The sequence below is a fragment of the Bacillus tuaregi genome, from assembly GCF_900104575.1.
GTDB lineage: Bacteria > Bacillota > Bacilli > Bacillales > Cytobacillaceae > Bacillus_BD > Bacillus_BD tuaregi.
The window spans coordinates 1-22,282 of record NZ_LT629719.1 but is presented as its reverse complement, the minus strand read 5'-3'; the positions used below and the strand labels follow the sequence as shown (position 1 = coordinate 22,282).

Annotated in this window: 20 protein-coding genes; all 20 read left to right on the top strand. The window is 40.5% G+C overall.

Translation table 11 applies throughout. The features are described 5' to 3' along the window. Positions 1–13 precede the first annotated feature (13 nt). The 20 genes from BQ5321_RS00285 (at position 14) to BQ5321_RS00190 (ending at position 22,084) form a co-directional block, all read left to right on the top strand. A complete protein-coding gene (locus BQ5321_RS00285; protein ID WP_071392670.1) occupies positions 14–1,237 on the top strand; it encodes a phage portal protein in 1,224 nt (407 codons plus the stop codon). 3 nt (positions 1,238–1,240) lie between these two features. After that, positions 1,241–1,921 (top strand): head maturation protease, ClpP-related, encoded by a 681-nt coding sequence (locus BQ5321_RS00280; RefSeq protein ID WP_071392669.1) that lies wholly within the window; start codon positions 1,241–1,243, stop codon positions 1,919–1,921. Between the two features lie 13 nt (positions 1,922–1,934). Further along, entirely contained in the window at positions 1,935–3,128 is a 1,194-nt protein-coding gene (locus BQ5321_RS00275) for a phage major capsid protein (protein ID WP_071392668.1), read from the top strand. Between the two features lie 10 nt (positions 3,129–3,138). Beyond that, a complete protein-coding gene (locus BQ5321_RS00270) occupies positions 3,139–3,360 on the top strand; it encodes a head fiber protein (protein ID WP_071392667.1) in 222 nt (73 codons plus the stop codon). A gap of 17 nt (positions 3,361–3,377) precedes the next feature. Next, on the top strand, positions 3,378–3,689 hold the full coding sequence (locus tag BQ5321_RS00265) for a head-tail connector protein (protein ID WP_071392666.1): 312 nt from the start codon (positions 3,378–3,380) through the stop codon (positions 3,687–3,689). Beyond that, positions 3,686–4,021 carry a head-tail adaptor protein gene (locus tag BQ5321_RS00260; RefSeq protein WP_071392665.1) on the top strand — a complete coding sequence of 112 codons (336 nt, stop codon included), beginning with the start codon at positions 3,686–3,688 and terminating at the stop codon, positions 4,019–4,021. Before BQ5321_RS00265 ends, BQ5321_RS00260 begins: the two co-directional genes overlap by 4 nt. A gap of 4 nt (positions 4,022–4,025) precedes the next feature. Next, positions 4,026–4,460: an HK97-gp10 family putative phage morphogenesis protein gene (locus tag BQ5321_RS00255; protein WP_071392664.1), complete on the top strand. Its 435-nt coding sequence runs from the start codon at positions 4,026–4,028 to the stop codon at positions 4,458–4,460. Beyond that, positions 4,457–4,801 (top strand): hypothetical protein, encoded by a 345-nt coding sequence (locus tag BQ5321_RS00250; RefSeq protein ID WP_071392663.1) that lies wholly within the window; start codon positions 4,457–4,459, stop codon positions 4,799–4,801. The genes BQ5321_RS00255 and BQ5321_RS00250 overlap by 4 nt, the downstream gene beginning before the upstream one ends. Further along, positions 4,802–5,683 (top strand): major tail protein, encoded by an 882-nt coding sequence (locus BQ5321_RS00245; protein ID WP_084786570.1) that lies wholly within the window; start codon positions 4,802–4,804, stop codon positions 5,681–5,683. A 16-nt stretch (positions 5,684–5,699) separates the two neighbouring features. Next, entirely contained in the window at positions 5,700–6,125 is a 426-nt protein-coding gene (locus BQ5321_RS00240; RefSeq protein ID WP_187143703.1) for a hypothetical protein, read from the top strand. 248 nt (positions 6,126–6,373) lie between these two features. Beyond that, positions 6,374–8,974, top strand: coding sequence for a phage tail tape measure protein (locus tag BQ5321_RS00235; RefSeq protein ID WP_200798698.1), 2,601 nt, complete (start codon positions 6,374–6,376; stop codon positions 8,972–8,974). Positions 8,975–8,989: 15 nt separating this feature from the next. Continuing rightward, positions 8,990–10,147, top strand: a complete 1,158-nt coding sequence (locus BQ5321_RS00230; protein WP_071392661.1) for a phage tail spike protein — start codon at positions 8,990–8,992, stop codon at positions 10,145–10,147. After that, positions 10,144–11,202, top strand: coding sequence for a hypothetical protein (locus BQ5321_RS00225; protein ID WP_071392660.1), 1,059 nt, complete (start codon positions 10,144–10,146; stop codon positions 11,200–11,202). Before BQ5321_RS00230 ends, BQ5321_RS00225 begins: the two co-directional genes overlap by 4 nt. A 93-nt stretch (positions 11,203–11,295) precedes the next feature. Next, positions 11,296–11,730, top strand: coding sequence for a phage holin family protein (locus tag BQ5321_RS00220; protein ID WP_139187729.1), 435 nt, complete (start codon positions 11,296–11,298; stop codon positions 11,728–11,730). Further along, positions 11,714–12,700, top strand: coding sequence for an N-acetylmuramoyl-L-alanine amidase (locus BQ5321_RS00215; protein WP_071392659.1), 987 nt, complete (start codon positions 11,714–11,716; stop codon positions 12,698–12,700). Before BQ5321_RS00220 ends, BQ5321_RS00215 begins: the two co-directional genes overlap by 17 nt. A 226-nt stretch (positions 12,701–12,926) precedes the next feature. Further along, complete coding sequence (locus tag BQ5321_RS00210; protein ID WP_071392658.1) at positions 12,927–14,528, top strand: recombinase family protein; 1,602 nt, start codon at positions 12,927–12,929, stop codon at positions 14,526–14,528. Between the two features lie 6 nt (positions 14,529–14,534). After that, entirely contained in the window at positions 14,535–16,199 is a 1,665-nt protein-coding gene (locus BQ5321_RS00205) for a recombinase family protein (protein ID WP_071392657.1), read from the top strand. 121 nt (positions 16,200–16,320) lie between these two features. Next, complete coding sequence (locus BQ5321_RS00200; RefSeq protein WP_071392656.1) at positions 16,321–19,947, top strand: recombinase family protein; 3,627 nt, start codon at positions 16,321–16,323, stop codon at positions 19,945–19,947. Positions 19,948–20,144: 197 nt separating this feature from the next. Next, positions 20,145–20,639: a hypothetical protein gene (locus BQ5321_RS00195; protein ID WP_071392655.1), complete on the top strand. Its 495-nt coding sequence runs from the start codon at positions 20,145–20,147 to the stop codon at positions 20,637–20,639. Between the two features lie 104 nt (positions 20,640–20,743). Further along, the gene (locus BQ5321_RS00190) at positions 20,744–22,084 is read left to right on the top strand and encodes a hypothetical protein (protein WP_071392654.1); all 1,341 of its coding nucleotides are present in this window, start codon (positions 20,744–20,746) and stop codon (positions 22,082–22,084) included. Positions 22,085–22,282 lie beyond the last annotated feature (198 nt).

Sequence of the window (22,282 nt, the reverse complement as noted above, 5' to 3'; positions counted from 1 at the left end):
AGGAGGTTTGTGAATGAAAATACCACTTTTATCTAGACTATTTCAATCAAGAGATGGTCCAAAAAACAACTTTTTAGGAAGTACTTACAGCTTTTTCTTTGGTGGTACCACAAGTGGAAAAACAGTTAATGAAAGAACTGCGATGCAGACTACTGCCGTTTATGCTTGTGTGCGGATTCTAGCGGAGACCATCGCAAGTCTTCCGCTACATCTATACAGGTACACTGACAATGGGAAAGAAAAAGCAGTAGAAAACAGTTTATATTACAAGCTCCACGATGAGCCGAATGCCGAGATGACTTCGTTTGTGTTTAGGGAAACACTGATGAGTCATCTTTTATTATGGGGAAATGCCTATGCACAGATTATACGAGATGGCAGGGGCAATGTGCTTTCACTTTATCCTTTACTTCCAGACAGGATGGTAGTGGACAGAACTTCTACCGGGGAACTTTTCTATGAATATCGGAAAGACACGGGTTCGGTCATCCTACGAAGGGAAGAAGTGCTTCATATTCCTGGCCTTGGGTTTGATGGGCTCGTTGGATATTCACCGATTGCAATGGCTAAAAATGCAATTGGAATGGCCCTAGCCACTGAAGAATATGGAGCAAAGTTCTTCGCAAATGGAGCAAACCCAGGTGGTGTATTAGAGCATCCGGGAGTTGTAAAGGATCCTTCAAAGATCCGAGAAAGCTGGAATGCGGTTTATCAAGGAAGTAGCAATGCACATCGGATTGCAGTCCTTGAAGAAGGGATGAAATTTCAAAGTATTGGCATTCCGCCAGAACAAGCACAGTTCCTCGAAACGAGAAAATTCCAAACGGAAGAGATTTGTAGAATCTTTCGGGTTCCACCTCACCTTGTAGCCAATTTGGATAAAGCGACCTTTAGCAATATTGAACACCAGTCTATTAGTTTCATAGATAACACCATCATGCCCTGGGTGACAAGAATTGAACAGTCCATGAAGAAGGCTCTGTTAAGTGAAACCGATAAGAAAGAGTACTTTATCAAGTTTAATCTGAATGGACGACTCCGAGGAGATGCAGGTTCAAGGGCTCAATTCTATCAAATTATGAGACAAAACGGGGTAATGTCAGCCAATGATATCCGAGAACTTGAAGAAATGAACCTGATCCCAGAAGAACAGGGTGGATCGAAATATTTAGTGAACGGGAATTTTGTTGATATGTCAAAAGCCGGAGCATGGACAGAAAAATATGAGGAGGGATAAGCCATGAAGAAGTTTTGGAATTGGGTCAAGAATGAAGACGGCAGGACACTTCATCTGGATGGAGTCATTGCTGAAGAATCATGGTTTGGCGATGAAGTAACACCGAAACAGTTTAAATCAGAGCTAAACAATGATGGTGGGAATATCACTGTTTGGATTAATTCACCAGGTGGCGACGTTTTTGCAGCGAGTCAAATTTACAACATGCTCATGGATTACAAAGGGGATGTGACCGTAAAGATTGACGGAATTGCTGCAAGTGCTGCCTCAGTGATTGCGATGGCAGGTGGGGAAGTTCACATGTCACCTGTCTCCATGATGATGATTCATAATCCGATGACCATTGCCTTTGGGGATACAGCTGAAATGAAGAAAGCGATCCAGATGTTGAGTGAAGTAAAAGAAAGCATTATCAATGCTTATGAACTGAAGACAGGTCTTTCAAGGACCAAGCTCTCGCACATGATGGATGATGAAAGTTGGTTTAATTCCAAAAAAGCGGTGGAGCTTGGCTTTGCCGATGAGATTATGTTCCAAGAAGAAAGTGAACAGGACTCATCGGATGAAGGGATTATTTACAACAAAATGGCGGTTGTGAATTCCTTTTTACACAAGCTGCCACAAAAGAAAACAGGAACTGATATCGCTGTATTAGACAAAAGGCTAGACCTTTTAAAATTTTAAGGAGGAGATTTGGATGAGTAAAGTATTAGAACTGCGTGAAAAGCGAGCAAAAGCATGGGAACAAACAAAAGCATTTCTTGATTCAAAAAGAGGGGAAGATGGAATTCTTTCTGCGGAAGATACATCCACCTATGAAAAGATGGAGGCAGAGGTTGTTAATCTCGGGAAGGAAATTGACCGATTAGAAAGACAGCAAGCCATCGATTTAGAACTTTCCAAACCGATTAACCAGCCGATTACTTCAAAGCCAACGGGTGCTGAAGGTCAAAAAACTGGGCGAGCTACAGATGAGTATAGGGAAGCGTTCTGGAAATCAATGAGAAACAAAAGTAACTATGAAGTACAGAATGCCCTAAAGGTTGGAACGGATTCCGAGGGTGGTTATCTTGCACCAGATGAGTTTGAAAGAACGCTTATTGAATCGCTAGAAGAGGAAAATATCTTCCGGTCATTAGCCAAGGTCATCACGACTTCCTCAGGAGATCGTAAAATTCCGGTGGTTGCTTCAAAAGGAACCGCTTCATGGGTGGATGAAGAAGGACTGATTCCTGAATCGGATGATAGCTTTGGACAAGTTTCGATTGGAGCTTATAAATTAGCCACCATGATTAAAGTGTCCGAGGAACTTTTAAATGATAGTGTGTTTAATCTTGAAGCGTATATTGCAAAAGAATTTGCCAGACGGATTGGTGCCAAAGAAGAGGAAGCTTTCTTTGTTGGAGATGGTACCGGAAAACCGACTGGTATTTTTAATGCCACGGGTGGAGCTGAGCTTGGTGTGACTGGAACTTCTGCAACGGCTGTTTCAGTGGATGAGATTATGGATTTATTCTATTCCTTAAAATCACCGTATCGTAAAAAGGCAATTTTCGTCATGAATGATGCAACGATCAAGCTGATTCGAAAGCTAAAAGATGGGAATGGGCAGTACTTATGGCAGCCTTCGATCCAAGCGGGTCAACCTGATACGATTTTAAATCGTCCTGTGAAAACATCTGCTTATGTACCAACGGTTGAAGCGGGAGCCAAGACGATTGCTTTTGGTGACTTTGGGTATTACTGGGTAGCCGATAGACAAGGTCGTTCTTTTCAGCGACTAAATGAACTGTATGCGGCAACTGGCCAAGTTGGATTTAAGGCAACGCAAAGGGTAGATGGGAAATTAATTCTTCCTGAAGCAATCAAAGTGCTTCAACAGAAAGGGTAGGTGATAGTGGATGAGTAATGTTAAAAACTATACTGAACAAGGCGGAGAGAAAACGGTTATTGGTGGAACTTTAGAGATTACTCCAACTGGAAAGCTGTCCTTTGATGGAACGGGAGTACGACCAGCTGATACCCAAGGAGATAGTAATGCTGTAGATGTTGCTAGTCTTGTTACAGACTTTAATGCTCTACTAGCAAAACTAAAAGCAGCGGGTCTAATGAACACTGAATGATGAAGAGGTGAGCGGTGATGGAGGATTTATTATCGAAGGTGAAACAAAACTTAATCCTAAACCATGATGAAGATGATAGCCTGCTTTCCAGCTTCATCACTGCAGCTATTTCCTATGCAGAGAGCTATCAAAAGAAACCTGAGGGCTTTTATCAAAAGAATCCGATGCATCCAACGACCGAACAAGCTGTCATCATGCTATCATCTCACTTTTACGAAAGTCGGGATGGTAGCACGGGTGGCTTTTTTGCTGACAATGTAGAAGCGAGTAAACAAGTATGGAATGTGATCAATATGCTGCTCCGCCTCAATAAGGACGTGATCATATGAGTTTGGGGAAAATGAATGTCACGATTGAAATTTATAAAGAGGAATCTACTAAAGATGCTGAGGGCTTTGTTACGAAAGATGAACAACTTCTAACTTCGATGAGAGCATATAAAGAGAATCGTCATGGAAGTGAAGCCTGGAAAAATAGGGCTAGCTTTTCAGAGGCTAGTTCTCTTTTTCGTTTTAGAAAACCTCGAGGATTAGAGCTAACCACGGATTTAATCCTTCGCTGTAACGATGAGCGATATAACATATTAAGTGTTGAAGATATTAAAGAGCGGGGCATGTATGTAGAAGTGTTAGCAGAGAACATCTCTGGGTCAAAGGGGTGAGTTCATGGCAAGAGCAGGAGTGAAAATGCCAGATGACTTTTTGGAAAGAATCTCAAAACTAAACCGTCACTTTGATGACATTGTACCAAGAGTGCTAGAAAAGGGTGCTGAACCTGTCGTTCAGAAGGCTAAAAGCAATCTAGCGGCGAGAATTGGTCAGGGTACAAAAGAACCCTCTCAGTCTACAGGAGAATTAGTGGCTTCCCTAGAAACCACAAAGGCGGTACAAGATGCGAAAGGTGACTGGAACCTAAGGGTGGGGATTCCAACAACCAAGGACAGCAAAGGGGTTTCTAATGCCCTGAAGGCAGCTGTGCTGGAGTATGGAAAATCAGGTCAGCCCCCTAAACCTTGGTTGAAACCGACCAAGTCAGCAACAAGAAAAGCCTGTGTGGAGGCGATGGAAAAGGCATTGGATAAGGAGATTGAAAGACTATGAGTTTATTAAAGAATCTAAATAGCTTACTTGAACCCATCGGCATTCCAATTGAAACAGGGGTATTCTCGGGAAAACCACCTGAAGAATATATCGTGATAACACCTATGTCGGATAGACTTGATTTTTATGCGGATAACCAGGCTCATTCCGCTATTGAGGAAGCAAGGTTATCTCTTTTCTCAAAAAAAAATTACCAGTCACTTAAAAAGGAAGTAACAAAGGTGCTTTTAAAAGGGGAAATGACCATTACAGACCGACAATATATCGGGTTTGAGAATGATACAAAGTACCACCATTACGCCATTGATGTAATGAAAGAATATGAAATGGAGGAGAGTTAGATGGCTACGATAGGATTGGATCGTTTATTTTATGCCAACATTACTGAAGATGAAAATGGCGTTGAAACATATGGGCCACCGAAGATAATGGCCAAAGCCATGACTGCTGAATTGAGTGTCGAGTTGATTGAAGCCATTCTTTATGCGGATGATGGCGCATCTGAAATTGTCAAAGAGTTTAATAGCGGAACCTTAACACTGGGTATTGATGATATTGGATCATTAGTGGCTCAAGATTTAACAGGAAGCAAAATTGACAGTAACAATGTAGTCGTATCAAGAAGTGAGGATGGAGGGAAACCCGTTGCGATTGGATTTCGTGCGAAAAAAGCGAATGGAAGATATCGATACTTTTGGCTTTATCGAGTTATTTTTAACATTCCCACCACAAGTCTTGCAACAAAAGGGGAATCGATTACCTTTAGTAGTCCCACCATAGAAGGTACGGTTTTTAGACGAAATAAGCTGGATGGTGAGAATAAACATCCATGGAAGGCAGAAGTAACAGAAGGGGATACTGGAGTGGCTCAAGAAACGATCTCAAGTTGGTTTACTACCGTTTATGAGCCTGACTTTTCACCCGTAACTCCTACAATTACCGTGACTACCCAGCCAGCGGAATTGACGGAAGTAGTGGAAGGTAGTATTTCTGGAAGTGTTTCAGTGGTGGCAAGCACAAATACAAGTTACCCAGTGACTTATCAGTGGTATGAAAACTCTGTGGACAGCACAAGTGGTGGAAGTATTATAAACGGAGAAACTTCTGCAAGCTTGGACATTCCGACCGATCTTACAGCGGGAACCTATTATTTCTATTGTGTGCTGAGCTCTGTTGGGGCTAGTAGTGTAACAACGAATGTAGCTACAGTATCGGTATTGTAAAGGAGGAAGATGAACATTGGCGAATGAAAAAGTAGAGACTTCACCGATAGATGTTGATTTTGCAGCGGATGAAAGAAGTGCTGTCATTGAAGTTGGTGATGAAGAATACAAACTAATTTTGACCACAAAGGCAACAAAAGAAATCGCAAAACGCTATGGTGGCCTTGAAAATCTTGGTGCCAAACTGATGAACACAAAGGACTTTGAATTGGCTCTTGATGAGATTGTTTGGCTTATTACCTTGCTAGCGAATCAGTCTATTCTGATTCACAACCTACGAAATAAGGGTGAAAAGAAAGAGTTGCTGACGGAAGATGAAGTGGAATTATTGACCACACCTTTTGAACTGGCAGAGTACAAAAATGCCATCATGGCCAGTATGCTGAAAGGAACAAAACGGCATATCGAGAGTGAACCAGCAAAAAACGTGGAAGTCGGGTAAGCGATGATGAGTTGTTTATCCGACTTATTTATTATGGAACAGCTCAATTAAATCGAAGCGAAGAAGAAGTTTGGCTTATGCCTTTGGGTCATTTAATGGATATATGGGAATGCCATAAACAGTTTACTGGATTAGCCAAGCCAAAGCAGGAGATTTTTATTGATGATGTGATTCCAGTGGGGCTTTAGTTTGAGTGCACTCATAAAAGGGTGTATTTTTTTATGCCTAAAAAGAGGGGAGGTGGAGTCGTGGCAGACAATTTCGGACTTCGGATTGGTGTTGAAGGAGAGAAAGATTTTAAGAATGCTCTAAGAGATATCAATCGGAATTTCAAAGTATTAGGCAGTGAAATGAAACTTGTAACCGCCCAATTTGATAGGCAAGATCAATCGATTGAGGCACTGACTGCAAGAAATGGAGCGCTCACCAAGTCAGTTGATGCCCAAAAGGATAAGATCAGTACATTAGAAGCGGCACTTAGAAATGCGGCAGATTCTTTTGGAGAGAACGACAGACGTACTCAAAATTGGCAAATTCAGCTCAATAACGCTAAATCCGAATTGATGAAGATGGAGCGGGAGCTGGAAAATAATAATCAAGCCATTCAAGAGTTGAACGAAGGGTTCAATGATGCTGAGGGAGAAGTTGAGGAGTTTGCTGATGAAGTTGAAAATGCAGCAGATCAGACAGAAGATGCATCCGGTCGCTTTGAAAAGTTGGGTGGTGTCTTGAAAGGGATAGGAGCAACTATTGGTGCAGCAGTGGCCGCAATTGGAACAGCTGCAGTTGCTACAGGGGCTAGCCTGATTAAACTTGGTGATGAGTACAATATGGCCGTAAACCAAATCTCTGCTTCAACAGGCGCAACAGGGGCTGAACTCGAGGAATTGGGTAAGGTTGCTCAAAATGTGTACAAGCACAATTTCGGTGATAGCTTGGATGATGTGGCAGTAGGGATTTCAGAGGTTCAAAAGATAACCGGACTCATGGGTGAAGAGCTAGAAAAAGCCACCGAGTCCGGTTTTGCATTGAGAAAAACTTTTGACTTTGATATGCAGGAATCTGCTAGAGCGGCAAGTGCTCTTATGAAAAACTTCGGTATCTCAGCTGATGAAGCCTACAACATCATTGCAACGGGTGCACAAAATGGGGCTGATAAAAACGGAGATTTGTTGGATACCCTGAATGAATACTCTGTTCAATATGCTTCCCTTGGTCTTAGTGCCGATGAGTTTATTGCTAGTTTAATAGGTGGTGCAGAAAGCGGAGCATTTAGTATTGATAAGGTCGGGGATGCTGTAAAGGAATTTAACATACGGGCAAAAGACGGAAGTACAACGAGTATGGAAGCCTTCACGGCCTTAGGTCTCAATGCGGAAGAAATGACAAGGAAGTTTGCGGAGGGTGGCGAAACAGCCAATGCTGCTTTTTTCAGTGTCATTGAAAAGCTACAGGAAATTGAAGATCCTCTCCTCAAAAATACGATAGGTGTTCAGCTATTTGGTACACAGTTTGAAGATTTAGAAGCTAATGTATTACCTGTACTTGCAGGGATAAAAGACAGTACCGTAGCTAGTGGTGATGCATTGGCCCAAATCACAGAAGTGAAATACGATAACTTGACCGATGGAATTGAAGGAGTAAAACGTTCCTTGCAAGGGGTGTTTTTACCCGCTGTAAGTGAAGTGTCCTCAGGAATAACTGATTTATTTTCTGGTCTTTCCAATGGCATTAATGAGGCGGATGGGGATTTTGAGAAGATCGCTGAAGTTATTGGTGAGACGGTTGCTGGTATTACAGAACTAATTACAGAGCAACTACCTCAATTTGTTACATTAGGGCTTCAAATCATTATGTCCCTTGTCGGTGCCATTGTAGAAAACCTCCCAATGATCATTGATTCCGCCATGCAAATTGTAACGACTCTACTTCAGGGACTTATTGAGGCTCTACCTCAAATCACAGAAGGAGCTCTTTACCTAGTTCTTAGTTTAGTAGATGGAATTATTGCCAATCTGCCTGCATTAATCGAAGCGGCACTCACTATGATTGTGACCCTGGCTACTGGTATTGGTGAGGCCCTGCCAAACTTGATTCCATCGATTGTAGCAGCAATTCTATTAATCGTTGAAACAATCATAAATAATCTCGGTATGATTTTAGATGCAGCTTTTAAAATTATTGAAGGCCTTGCTGTTGGAATTTTAAATGCATTACCTAGATTAATTGAGGCTCTTCCAGCCATTATTTCATCAATTATAAATTTTATTACTAGTAATCTACCAAAGATAGTTGAGATGGGCATTAAGCTAATCATTCAATTAGCTGCGGGTTTAATCCGGGCGGTTCCTCAGCTTGTGGCACAGTTACCACAGATCGTTTCTGCAATTATTGTAGGTATTGGAAAAGCAGCCATTTCAATTGGTCAAGTAGGGGTAAACATCGTCCGAGGGCTTTGGAATGGGATTTCTTCCATGGTTGGTTGGATTAAAGATAAGGTCAGCAACTTTGTCGGAGGTATTGTCAGTAGTGTAAAAGGGATCCTTGGAATTCGCTCACCTTCCAGAGTCTTCGCTGGTATCGGGGAGAACATGGGCGAAGGGATTGGTGTTGGATTCTCTGATACCATGGGCAATGTAGAAAAGGAAATGGAAGGCGCCATTCCTACTGATTTTGATTTGAATATGGATAGTGTGGTCACTGGAGTTGAGGGAGGAAAGAGTGGTGCATCATTTGATGTCACAATTCCATTAACGATCGATGGGAATGTATTAACTCGGATTATTGCCCAGCTTCAATGGAACCAAAATACAGTGACCGTCAGAAACTTAGGAGTTGCAGGTTCGTAAAAGGAGGGCAGACTGGTGATTGAAATCTATGCAGGAAGTACACTTATTCAAACGATCAGAAAAGTAATGTCAGCGAACTTGAGAGAAACACTTGAAGGCGAGCTAACTTTATCGTTTACCGTATTAGCCAAGTCTGCCCTTGCTTTAAAAACAAAACAGCTGGCAAAACTAAACGATCAATATTTTGAAATCGTACAAATAGCAAAGTCGTTACAAGGAAGCCTTCCAGTATGTTCGGTAACTTGTGAACATGTATCTTACATCTTAAATGACGAGATTTTTAATATAGATGAATTTGATTTCACTGGAGACCCCAAAGCTGGACTAAATCAGTTACTTTCAGGGACTCCTTTTTCTGCAGGAATCGTTGATTTTACAGAAACCTGCACGATGAAAATTAATCAGGAAGTGACAAGAAGGGCAGCACTTAAGCAGTATATAGCCATCCTAGGTGGCGAGATTGAATACGACGGCTACCAGATTAACATTCGCAAACATCGTGGTAGTAGTGTGTATCAACCAGTCATGGATTCAAAAAACGTTACGGACGTATCGGTCTCCCATGATTCAAGGGAAAATGCGTCCTCGTATAGCATTTCCTTTTTCAAGCTCTTAAATCTTAGAGTAGGAGATAATGTGCACATTGTTTTCAGACCTCTAGGCATTGATGTGAAGACGAGAATTATTTTATTAGAATATAATCCTTTTTATCGTTACGATATTCGAGTTGAGGTTGGTAGGTACAAGCCGAGTATTTCAGACACCTTTTATCGGATTGAAAATTCCATGAACAAGGTGGAAAGTTCACTGACTGAGGTAGGGAGTTCTGTTGATGGTTTGCAGTACCAAATGGACCAGCTCGGCATTTCTTATACCATCGTGAAGAATTTGACGATTGATGGCAGCATGATTCATGTAACCTATGAAGTTGAAAAAGGGGATACACATCAATACTTTGCCGACTATAGTTACACCACTGATAGCAATGGAAGGATTACGAGCATTACTTTGGAAGATATTTTTTCAGAGTTGTTATTAAAAGAAGTGTCCACTTTGTTGGTCGATGCTTCAAGATTTGAAATTACGTATGCAGATGGAGAGACTGCTAGTTATAACTATTCGACAGATAGCAGTGGCAGAATTACCGGAATTGAAAAGGTGGTGGAGGGATGAGTTATCATAGGAATTTTAATAATACATTAGCGATTTGGGCAGCTTTTGGTGGCAGAGGCGAACTCATTCTTCCTATCCCCACATTGAGTTGGCAAAGAAAATACTATCATGATTTTGGTTATACCAAGTATGGCAGTGAAACACAAATTAAGGTTCATGACAACGGGAATGCTCAGATTGCCGTTTATCATGCCAAAACACCATATATGTCTTATTTTAATAAAAGCACAGGCAAATGGACCGTGGCTAGTGTTCCTTGGTGGAGCTACGGAGCACCTGAGGTTTTATGGGCTGGGGACGGGGTGTTTTTAGCCAAGATTACAGGCATGGCGAACATTATTGCTTCTTTTGATGGAATCACTTGGCATAATGCCGGTTATTGCCAAGGAGCACAGAACTCGATGACCACAGGGGCCTATGATTCTAGTAGGGGCTCTGGGGTTGTTAGTTGGTGGTACTATAAATCTCCGGTGTACTACAGTTTTGATTCATTAACAGAAAGAACAGAATGGACTTTAGTGGGAGCGGATGGTTCATCGGTTCCTATCTTTAGTTACATGACGACACATAAAGGAAAATTTGTCGGAGTTGTCGGTGGGGATCGTTCGATTGCAGTAGCAAGTACCTCCAGCCCTGGCTCTTGGACGACAACTATTCCTGAAGATTTAAATACTTACTATATGTTTATCCGGTCCATTCACGACAAACTCTTTGTGATGAAGTACCGCTACGTTAGTGGAACATTCCATGTCAAACTTTGTGTAATGAACGATAGTGCCACTGAGCTTACGGAAACGAACCTTTCTCATGTAGGGAATCTAGCGGATAACCGCATTCCAGATCCAGAAAACATCATATGGATGGAGGATTGGGGGAAATACGCTCTTTTCAATGAAGGGATGCTGTATGTATCGGCGGATGGCTTAACATGGGAAGGTGTAAAACAGCCAGGGTTCACCACAACAAATTCTGATACCTTTGGTGGAGCTATTTATGTACCGGGCGATGGATTTTATGTGAAGTGTAGTGGTTATGTTTATTATGCACCGTATTAAAATAACTCAAGAAAATACAGGCGCTTTGTGGCTATTCAGGTCACAGGCGTCTTTTTTATATAGATAAAATTGATTGAGAGCGAGGGGAGAAACATGGCAATAAAAGAAGCTTGGGTATTTGTACAAACAGCAATTGCAGCACTGGGTGGATGGTTGGGGTGGTTTCTTGGCGGCTTAGACGGATTCCTATATGCCCTAATTATCTTTGTAATTGTTGATTATATAACTGGAATTATGGTTGCGATTATCAATCGAGAGCTTTCCAGTGAAATTGGTGCGAGAGGAATTTTCAAAAAGATCCTTATTTTTATTCTAGTCGGGATTGCTCATATCATTGATAGCCGACTCATTGGTGAAGGTAGTGTCATTCGCACAGCCGTCATCTTTTTTTATCTTTCAAATGAGGGGATCAGCATTATAGAAAATTCCTCGAGGATTGGACTACCTATCCCACAGAAGCTGAAAGATGTCTTAGCTCAATTGCATGGAAAAGCGAAAGGGGAAGATAAGAATGAAACTAAACACTAAGTATATGACCAGAAATGATTGCTTTACAGCTGGAAGGAAAATCGCTCCTAAAGGAATTATGGTCCACTCTACTGCAACCCCAGGTGTCATGGCGGCAGACTGGTTTAGTCGTTGGAATAAATCGTTCAAGGCCGGTGAAACCAATCGACAGGTTTGTGTCCATGCTTTTGTTGATGACAAAGGGGTATGGCAGTACTTACCTTGGAACCACCGTGGCTGGCATGCTGGTGGAAGTGCAAATAATACGCACATTGGTTTTGAGATTTGTGAGCCAGGTGGGTTTTCTTATGGAAAAGGATCTGCGATGGTGGGCTATAACGTTTCAAAGAATGAGGCTTATTTTAGAAAGGCTTGGCAAAATGCGGTGGAACTTTGTGTGATGTTATGCCAAAAGTATGGCCTTACTGAAAAGGATATTATCTGTCACTCAGAGGGAAGTAAAAAGGGAATTGCCAGTAACCATGCGGATGTGATGCATTGGTTCCCTAAGCATGGGGAAAGTATGAATTCTTTCCGAGCAGCAGTGGGTGCCGCATTAAATAAAACTAGTAGTACATCAAGCTCACCAACTTCGATTCAAGTAGGAGATGTAGTGGAAGTGAAGTTTTCAGCAAGTAAGTATTATCCCGGTGGGGCGACAATTCCATCTTGGGTGAAAACAGGATCCTATCATAAGGTGACTCAGGTTGTTTCAAATGGGAAACCGGTCGTTAAAGGTGGGAAGACTTGTGTACTGCTGGGTAAAAAAGTAGATAAGAAGAAAGGTAAAGAATCTGCGGGGATTATGAGTTGGATTGATGTGGGTTCATTGATTGTCATAGTTTCGAAGTCTAAAGAAGTCAAAAAGCCAATTGAAAGCAATAGTCTGTATAGGGTCCAGATAGGAGCTTTTTCTAATAAAGAGAATGCAGAAGTATTGCTAGACAAAGTGAAGAAAGCTGGATTTGACGGCTTTATTAAGAAGGGTTAAAGCGGGATTATAAGGGCTGATAATTCTCAGGATATCAGCTCTTTTTCTGCTTTTTATCCATTTAATTACTTGCTATTAGGATGGAATTAAGTGATATATACAATAACCAAAGAAGCTGATGAACCTTGATGCAGAGCGGATTCAGCAGTTTCTTTTGGGGAGCCAGATTGAATAGAAGAAGCCAGGTGTTAAGAAATAGGGCTAAAATTTGAAAGGAGGCAAAAACATGGCAGAAGCATTGTTTGGTTCATTTGGGCAAAGTGCAGGTGGCCTTTCATTAATGGATCCACCAGCAGAACAACCTAAGAAATTAAGAGTGGCTGCATATGTACGAGTCAGCAGCCTCTTAGATGAACAAGAAGGATCTTTTGATAACCAAAAGACACATTACACTCAATTAATTCGCTCCACACCGGGTTGGAAGATGGTTGACATTTATACAGACCAAGGAAGGTCTGGGACTTCGATGGCGAAGCGACCAGGCTTTAATAGAATGATTCGACACGCTTATGAAAAGAAAATTGATATCATCCTTTGCAAATCGGTGTCCAGATTTGCGAGGAATGTACTTGACGCCATTAACACGATTCGAGAGCTGACTGAGTTGGGAGTTCGAATTATTTTTGACAAAGAAAATATAGACACAGGCGATATGGCTAGCGAATTTATTCTCACCATGTTATCTGCGACAGCACAGGAAGAGAGCCGAAGTATTTCGGAGAATATAAACTGGGCATTAGAAAAGCGGTATGAAAGAGGTGAACCAGTCTTTGTTAGAAAGCTTGGCTACCAAAAAAACGAAAAGAAAGAATGGATCATCATAGAAGAAGAAGCGCACATTGTTCGAGAAGCATTTGAAGAGGCAATGAATGGAAAGACACCTGCTCAAATTGCTAAGCAATTCATAAAAAAGAGATATAAAAAAATTAACGGACGAACAGACTGGTCTTCCACCACAGTTCGGTTGATGCTACTCAATCGGGACTACACAGGAGATGTCATTTGCCAGAAATATTATACGGAAAGTTACCTTTCCCATAAGAGAGTGGCCAATAATGGAGAACGAAATCAGTATTTTATCGAGAACCACCATGCACCGATTGTGAGCCGAGAAACATTTGAAGCAGTCCAGCGGGAACTAGAGAGGCGTAAAAAACCGAATAAAAATAAAAAGGTAAATCGCTACCCGCTTTCCAGCCGGATTCAATGTGGGAAATGCGGGGGGAATTTACATCGATTCATTTGCAAAGGGATTGTTAGATGGCGCTGTGAGAATAACGTAAGAAGCAAAGAGTTGTGTACCATGGGAAGTATTAAGGAAGAAGTGATTAGGGAAGCCATGCAAGATGCTTTTCTCGAGCGTTACCGGCTGGCACGGTTTATGTACGACATGGAGAGAATGAAAAAGGATCTTACAAGAGCTGTTGCTGCAAGGGACTTTTCTTACAACAGACTTCGCTTGGATTTAGAACAAATTTTATTAGAAGAGAATATTGCACTTATTAATGCCAATGGGTCTGAAGCGGATAGTACAGATGAGAAACTTGGGGAACTGGCATCAAAAAGAGCATCTATTGAAAAAGAACTAAAGATAAGGGAGGATTGGTGGGAGCTTCTGGATCAAGATTTTGCATTAAGAGAAGAAGCAAAGACAAAACTCAAGGAACTAGATGCAGTGAGGGATCCATCTAAACAATTACAAAAAGAACTTCGAAATATTTCATTCTTAAGGGCATGGGTAGTACGTGTAAAAGCGATAACACCAATGTCCTTTTGTATGCATTGGATTGACGATAAGGAAACAATAGTTGATTTAAGAAAGGAGTAGGAAATAATGAGTAGCCATCAAAGTTCATCAAGGGTACGGATAATTCCGGCAAAAGCTAGAACAGGCCGAACGGAAGCGAATCCTGGTGGACAAAAGAAACGGATTGCAGTGTATGCCCGAGTATCCACTGACTCAGAAATGCAGGCTAGCAGCTATGACCTCCAAGTGGCTCATTACAAGGACTATGTAAGTAAAAACCCTGCTTGGATACTTGCTGATGTGTATGCAGATGAAGGGATATCAGGGACCTCAACGAAGAACCGGACAGAATTTAATCGAATGATTCAAGACTGTGAAGAAGGGCGGATTGACTATATTTTGACCAAGTCAATCAGTCGCTTCGCACGAAACACATTGGACTGCATATCAATTATCAGGAAGTTAAAAGGGCTCAAAAGTCCAGTTGGCGTTTTTTTTGAGAAAGAGAATATTGACACACTGGATTCAAAGTCAGAGCTTTTCTTAACCATTTTATCCTCGATGGCACAGGAAGAAAGCCGTAGCGTAAGTGAAAACACGAAGTGGGGAGTGCAGAAGAGATTCCAACAAGGAATAGTTCATATGCCAACCACGTTTTTCCTGGGTTACGACACAACTGAGGATGGAGAAATAGTCATCATCGAAGAACAGGCAAAGGTGGTACGGAGGATTTTTCGAGAGTTTTTAGAAGGAAAAGGATGTCCAAGCATTGCTAGAGATTTAATGAGAGACGGGTTAAAGACGGGAAAGGGAAATAAAACGTGGACAGGAGATTCGGTCTATAAAATCTTGAGACAAGAGAAGTACCAAGGACATTGTTTAGCACAGAAGACCGTCACGCTCGATTTTTTATCGCATAAAAGGGTACGCAACACAGATATTCAACCGCAATATTTTGTGAAGAACACCCACCCAGCCATTATCAGCGAGGAAACATTTGAAGCAGCCCAACAGGAAATGAAAAGGCGGAGTTTGATGATGCGGGACCCAGATAAAAAGTATCGACAGCACTACAGTGGAGTTAGCCCATTTTCCAATGAGTTCTTTTGCGGAGAATGCGGAAGGCCGGTCATACGAAGAAGGATGACCTCTAGTAGAAAAGGGGAGAAGTATTACATTTCGGGTTGGCAATGCAGGGTTACCGCAGGAAGAGATCCGGACTATAAGGACTGTAAAACGAGCTATGTCCAAGAAACGGATTTAGAAAACGCCTTTATGAAAATCATGAGGGAAATGAAAGAAAACCTTGATGAAGTAAAACAAGAAACGCAGCGAGCCATTGAAAAAGCATCCCTCTTGCCATCAGAACAACAGCGGCTAGAGGAGTTGAACACGCAAATTGAAGCCATAACTGATCGCATCAGTGACCTAGCAGCAAAGGAATCTACGACAAACGATGCCATCTACGACGCGACATTGAGGCACTTGATTTACGAACAAGAAATACTCCAACAGGAGCGGGATAGTCTGGAGGACAACATGCAAGAGCAACTTTATTTAGAAAAGCAATTCCAATCCCTCCTAAACTCATTAGAAGAAACTGAGAACCTAGAGGATTTTGATGTGAAGCTTTTCAAAAATACAGTTGAGCGAGGCATTATTTACAAAGAGCGAGTGGTTGAATTTCAATTTAAATGCGGCGTAAAACGGACCATTTGCGCAAGGGAACGAAAGACACCCAAGAAGAAATAAGCGCAATTTAATCGAATAAACATAAACCTCTTTCCACCCGGAAAAAGAACTTGAAAGTTCTCGGGATGTGAGTGATAGATGGACACGAACCATTATCACTTACGGGAAAGAGGTTTTTATTATGAATGAATTTCAAAAAGGTATGTGGGTCCGTACCTTATGGGATCCAGTCAAGGAAAGAGAGGAAAGCCCACTCCTTGGAGACAAGCAAGTTAAAGTCGCAGCTTATTGTCGAGTGAGTACCGACTTTGAGAATCAGATTCGCTCACTGGAGAATCAGGTACATCACTATACTCACCTAATTAGAAGTAAACCAAATTGGAAGTTTGTAGGTGTGTATTTTGATAGTGGCACAAGCGGTAGTAATGCTAAAAAGCAACGAGGACTACAGCGATTGCTTCGCCATTGCGACGAAGGAAGAGTCGATTATATTCTTACAAAAGATTTATCTCGCCTAACGAGAAATGCAGAACATTTGATAGAAATAGTAGAGGATCTTAAAGCTAAAAATGTGGGGATTTACTTTGAAAAGGAACAAATTGATACATCTATTACGTTTAATCAATTTTTACTCACCACTTATGCAGCCCTTGCCCAAGAAGAAATCGAGAACCTATCTACCTCTACAAAATGGGGATACGAGAAAAAGTTTCAAAAAGGTGAAGCTAAATTCTCTAGACTATATGGCTATAACCTAGTTCGAGGGGTGTCAGGAAATACACTGGAGATTAATGAGCAAGAAGCGGCGGTTGTTCGTAACATTTTTGATTGGTTTCTACAAGGGTGGTCGAGGGCTGAAATTACAAGAGAACTCTACAGACAAGGGATTAAAACAGCTAACGGAAAAGATAGATGGTTGGCTTCCAATATCAAAAAAATGCTAATGACTTACACATACACGGGAAATATGATGGCAAGAACTGCGACCAGAGATCTTTTCACTCACAAAATGACTTATCACGATCGAGAGGAGATTGAGATAGAAAACACTCACCCTCCAATCATCAGTCGGGAAGTATTCGATGAAGTGCAGAGGCGTATTGAAAGCAACAAAAGAAATACAGGAACACCAACGAAGAGAAATCGACCTGCATTCTCCCAAAAGCTCATTTGCCATGCCTGTGGATATCGATATAAATTTTTTCCTAGTCCTAGAATTGACTACTGGAAGTGTGCTTCGAGTAATGCCAAAACATGCGATGCTCCAAACATTAATGAAGAGCAGTTAAATCAAATGGCATTACAAGCGATGAGCTTAAAATATGAATTGAATCAATCGGACAGTCTTGCCCAGTTGCAGAAAGAACTCAAAGCGACCAATCAGCAGGACCATTTTGAATTTCATCGGTTGAAATGGTTAACGGAATTGGAGATAGCAAAGGAAAGTAATGAGGATCCAGAAAAGATAAATGCCTTAGAAAAAGAATACCAAGCATTTGAAAAACAGGTTGCTCAAATAGAGGATGATCGTCCTTTTCGTGTAAAGACATTGGAATGGCTAGAAACACTACAGTCTATGGAAGACTTTCAGCAAAACGTAACGACGGATTACCTACGTGCATGGATTCATCAAATCACGATAGAAAATGAAAGAAACTATCAAGTTGAATGGTTTGATGGGACAAGCCTGGCGGTTGGTCAACTATCTGAAAGCAAATCCATTCATTCATCTCAAGAAGATAAACCAAAGAAAAAAGAAAGCCCCAAGAAGGAGGTGAATCAAGAACTGACCCTTCTCGATGAACATGGGGCTTTAAAAGAGAAGAGGGGAAAAGAAGTGAATACTACGGTTGAGCGAGAAGTACAAAAGATAGAACCAGGTGAGGGGAAGGCTATTCTTGAAACGATTGAGAATGCACGGATAGGAAATGAAAAGCCTGATCATTTGCAAAAAAGTAAAAAAACACTTAAGACAGCTGCTTACTGCAGGGTTTCCACCGATCGCTTAGAACAGAAAACAAGCATGAAAACACAGGTAGCATACTATACGTATCTCATTCTAAAAGACCCAGCCTACGAGTTTGCGGGTATCTACGCAGATGAAGGAATCACAGGGCGTTCCTTGGAAAAGCGAGATCAATTAAACCAACTATTGAAGGATTGTGAACGAGGGCTTGTTAACGTCATCATCACCAAGTCCATTTCTCGCTTTAGCCGGAATGCATTAGATACCCTTTCCATTGCACGACACCTGAAACAACTCCCAACCCCTGTGTATATTTATTTTGAGAAAGAAAACATCTGGACGTCAGATCCTCAATCGGAGCTGATGATGTCCATCTACGGTGCCATCGCCCAGGAAGAAGTGATGAATGTGGGGAGGAGCATTGCTTGGGGACATCGGAGTCAGGCCAAACGAGGAATTATCCGGTGGAAAAAGGCTACGTATGGATATTGGGTAGACGAAGATTATCGCTGGCACATCCAGCCAGAGCAAGCCAAAATCATCAAACGTATTTTTAGGGAAGTGATAAAAGGTAAGACAGTAAATAAAATTTGTGAAGACTTAGCCGGTGATGGGATTAAAACAGCAACAGGAAAAGACTATTGGAATCCTAAATCAGTGATGGCGATGTTAACCAATGAAGTGTATAAGGGAGATTATTTATTCCAAAAACACGTGACCGTTGATACCCTACAATCCAAGGTCATCCGTAATCAAGGAGAGGAACCACAGTATTATATTGAAAATCATCATGAGCCGATCATTAAGCCAAAGGACTGGGACCGGGTTCAGGATATTTTAGAAGAACGGAAAAAAGGATTTATCAAAGATGGACATCGGAAGTATGAAAAAGATGAAATGAAAAATGAAGCGTTTATTGAAAAACTGTATTGTGGTGAATGTGGTTACTTGATGGGGCATAGACGGCATGTAGAGAGACGATGGAAAAAACCTTTTGAAACGCACTTCTGGGTGTGCTGTCGCCATGACCAGAGATATAGAACTGAACGATGCGATACAAGGCGTATTCGCCAGGATTATTTAGAGTGGAACTTCATCCACTTTTTAAGACAGATTCATAGGAACCCTAATTTTAAAAATGACGTCTTGCATTGGATTAATAGATTGGAATTAACAGAGGAAGAGAAGCAGGAAGAAATAGATTTGCAGGACAAAGTGGAAGCACAAAACCAAGCCTTGTACAGTGCGGTTGAAGAGGGTATTCATGAAAACGGCCAAAACACTCAGCTGGTGGATAAGCTGACAGAAGAATTGGTGGAGTTGCATGACCGACTGAAACACTTTAGTGAACGAGAAAGACGCGTGGAACATGAAAGAATAATGTTTAAGGAAATCATGAAAAAGGTGAAAAAGCATATGGAAGGAGCAAGCGAGGACTTTCCTGAGAATTTGTTTCAAGAATTTATTAGTCGAGCAGAAGTGTGTAAAGATGGAAAGGTCACCTACCATCTCATATTTGAACTGGAACAAGAAATGCCGGAAACCTATGCTGATTATGTTGAAATAAAAAGACAGCATAAAAAGCAGAAAACCAAGGAAAAGCATGAGGCATTACTCAAAGGGCCTGAGGTGGAGGAGCTGTTAGTATTTTGCGAGGAGCCAAAGGATCTGAAAGAGATTGTTAGTTTTATGAATGAAAGGATGGTCATTTCTGATTCGCACATCTTCCAAGTTATTTTGAGACCCTTAATGAAGGAAGGAAGAATGGAAAGATTCAAAGCACCGGAAAAGGGTGGAACTAGAGAAGTGTTTCATTACCGGATAAAAAAACATAACTATTAATTAGGTACCCATTGAGTAGGCTAGTGGCCACTTGATGGGTTTATTTTTTTTGAATTAGTTAGTAAAAATAACTGGGAAATTTAACCGCAAGATGTGTTAAATGTTGTAGAATAATAGGAGTATTGGTCGATAAAACCTGCGAGAACATATATTTAATAGGTTTTCTAAAATCAGAAAATATAGGGAGGTGCATGTATATGGGTGAATTTTGGAGATCTCTATCTTGGGATTTAAGGGTATTAATAGTAGTAGCTGGAATTTTGTCGGTTCTAATTTTCTTTTCATTCTTAGACCCTGATAAAAACAGTTCCTTTGCATCTTCGCTAGTATTTTTGACTATCGGTGTTATCACAATAATGGTATCGTCAAAACCTACATTACAAGATTCTTCAACAACCTTTGCAGCAACCATTATAGGGTCTTTTGTTATTGTTTTAGTGATACTGCCGATAATACCAAATGTTGATTATTGGGCTGAGATACTTTCATTAAGTGGATTATTGGTAGCGGTTCTCATTTCGTTAACAAGGAATTTAATATATGTTTATCAAGAAAGACGTTATGATGTTTATGGTCAAAGGGATATAAGAAGAAGGATGTTAAAATGGGCAAACACGGATAGATTCGCTCATTTGACTGAACAGGAGGCAAATCAGATACGAGAATTTTTAGATCAACACAATATTGAATAAATTAAGTGGGGCATTACTAAATGATGTAATGCTCTTTTCTTTAGATGGGTTGTAATATCGTGGTTAAACTAGAATTTTTATAAAAATATTAGTTGGAGGGAATTATGGAGATTTACTTCGAAAACTGGATTAAAGAACAAGATGTATCAGAAGACGCAAAAATTTTATTTAATGAATCTATTATGTGTTATAGAGTCGGGGCATTTCGTGCAGCATATATTATGTCTTATCTAGGATTTTTCAAAACCATAAAAGATCGTTTATTAAGAAGTGAAATCCCGGAGTTGATGAAAGACGAAGAAGGGGTTTGGAACAATTTAGTTAATAGATTAAAAGATGATAGAAAGTGGGAGGAGGCTGTCATCCAAGCAATACAAATGAAAAAGAAAATCGATGAAAGCGAAGAAGTACAAAGTAAAGTATTTTTAATAACTAACGATATCATTGAAGAAATCCCATTTTGGAGAAGGAAAAGAAATGAGTGCGCACATGCCAAAGATACTATAATTGGTCATAGTCATGTAGAAATGTTTTGGCTATTTCTAAGATCTAACCTTTCAAAATTCATTGTAAATGGTGGGAAACAGGCTTTATTAGAGAAAATAAAAAAACACTTTGATCCTACTTATACTAAGCCTAATTCTGATTTCACATACCTTATAAAAGAAATTCCCTTAGTTGTAAAAAAAGATGAATTAAAAGAGTTACTTAAAGACATTTATAATGATTATGTGAATTTATCCCTTTTTGGTAGGAAAAAGCAAGAAACCGAATTTTGGAGAGCCATTGCTTACTCAGAAAACAGAGATATAGTAGAGTCATTTGTTGAATTTATTACATCTGATGAAGATGTATTTACTCAATTCGTTGAAACGTTTCCCGATAGACTTACCTTGTGTTTGGGTAAAGAGGAGTTAATCAGAGTATTCTGGAGAGAACTTCTTTTCAAAGATATAGGCAATTTTAATCATGTTTTTTGGGAATTAGCTATAACCTTACTAACAAGTGGTGTTATTCCAGAAGAGGAGAGACAGACATTTGTTAGAAAATTATCTAGGCAACTAAAAAATGGAGCTTATCCAGATGAAGATCAAGCAAGGGTATTACGGAAACATGATTTCTTTAAAATAATTAAAGATACCTTGTTTGAAAGTGGAGATTTAAATAAAGTATATACTGGCTATCAATTTGCCAATAGTAATGGCAAGAAAATTGTATACTACTTAGAAAATAATCCTTTGGATGCAAAAGTTGTAAGTGAGTTAAATATTTTATTTAAAAGTTATACGTTTGGGGATTTGTATAGTAGGATGGAAAGCTTTATGGAAAGGAGTCCGAGATTCATTTATGAGTTTAGGGCAATAGCTGAGGAGGAAGGCATGGAATTAGCTGAGTTCTTTAAGGAAAAAGGTGGATCAGATGAAGGAGAAACTAGTGAACAGTAGTCATAGGTAAAATAAGCAAGTATGCTCATCACAATACGTGGTGGGCATTTTTTTGCGTTTTATGAAGTGAGATTCACCATAATAGTGAACCGGGGAAATAGAAGGGGAAGGGCTAAGAATAATCGGTCTATATAATAGTAGAAACTCGGATTATTTAATCTATATTTTGCGTATTTTTATCCATTCAGCCTCACGGCG

Excerpts from the sequence above, each read along its gene's own strand:
- BQ5321_RS00205 (WP_071392657.1), top strand. The coding sequence starts at position 14,535 with ATGAGTAGCCATCAAAGTTCATCAAGGGTACGGATAATTCCGGCAAAA.
- BQ5321_RS00265 (WP_071392666.1), top strand. The coding sequence starts at position 3,378 with ATGGAGGATTTATTATCGAAGGTGAAACAAAACTTAATCCTAAACCAT.
- BQ5321_RS00260 (WP_071392665.1), top strand. The coding sequence starts at position 3,686 with ATGAGTTTGGGGAAAATGAATGTCACGATTGAAATTTATAAAGAGGAA.
- BQ5321_RS00220 (WP_139187729.1), top strand. The coding sequence starts at position 11,296 with ATGGCAATAAAAGAAGCTTGGGTATTTGTACAAACAGCAATTGCAGCA.
- BQ5321_RS00245 (WP_084786570.1), top strand. The coding sequence starts at position 4,802 with ATGGCTACGATAGGATTGGATCGTTTATTTTATGCCAACATTACTGAA.
- BQ5321_RS00195 (WP_071392655.1), top strand. The coding sequence starts at position 20,145 with ATGGGTGAATTTTGGAGATCTCTATCTTGGGATTTAAGGGTATTAATA.
- BQ5321_RS00225 (WP_071392660.1), top strand. The coding sequence starts at position 10,144 with ATGAGTTATCATAGGAATTTTAATAATACATTAGCGATTTGGGCAGCT.
- BQ5321_RS00250 (WP_071392663.1), top strand. The coding sequence starts at position 4,457 with ATGAGTTTATTAAAGAATCTAAATAGCTTACTTGAACCCATCGGCATT.
- BQ5321_RS00200 (WP_071392656.1), top strand. The coding sequence starts at position 16,321 with ATGAATGAATTTCAAAAAGGTATGTGGGTCCGTACCTTATGGGATCCA.
- BQ5321_RS00270 (WP_071392667.1), top strand. The coding sequence starts at position 3,139 with ATGAGTAATGTTAAAAACTATACTGAACAAGGCGGAGAGAAAACGGTT.
- BQ5321_RS00280 (WP_071392669.1), top strand. The coding sequence starts at position 1,241 with ATGAAGAAGTTTTGGAATTGGGTCAAGAATGAAGACGGCAGGACACTT.
- BQ5321_RS00285 (WP_071392670.1), top strand. The coding sequence starts at position 14 with ATGAAAATACCACTTTTATCTAGACTATTTCAATCAAGAGATGGTCCA.
- BQ5321_RS00255 (WP_071392664.1), top strand. The coding sequence starts at position 4,026 with ATGGCAAGAGCAGGAGTGAAAATGCCAGATGACTTTTTGGAAAGAATC.
- BQ5321_RS00215 (WP_071392659.1), top strand. The coding sequence starts at position 11,714 with ATGAAACTAAACACTAAGTATATGACCAGAAATGATTGCTTTACAGCT.
- BQ5321_RS00275 (WP_071392668.1), top strand. The coding sequence starts at position 1,935 with ATGAGTAAAGTATTAGAACTGCGTGAAAAGCGAGCAAAAGCATGGGAA.
- BQ5321_RS00210 (WP_071392658.1), top strand. The coding sequence starts at position 12,927 with ATGGCAGAAGCATTGTTTGGTTCATTTGGGCAAAGTGCAGGTGGCCTT.
- BQ5321_RS00190 (WP_071392654.1), top strand. The coding sequence starts at position 20,744 with ATGGAGATTTACTTCGAAAACTGGATTAAAGAACAAGATGTATCAGAA.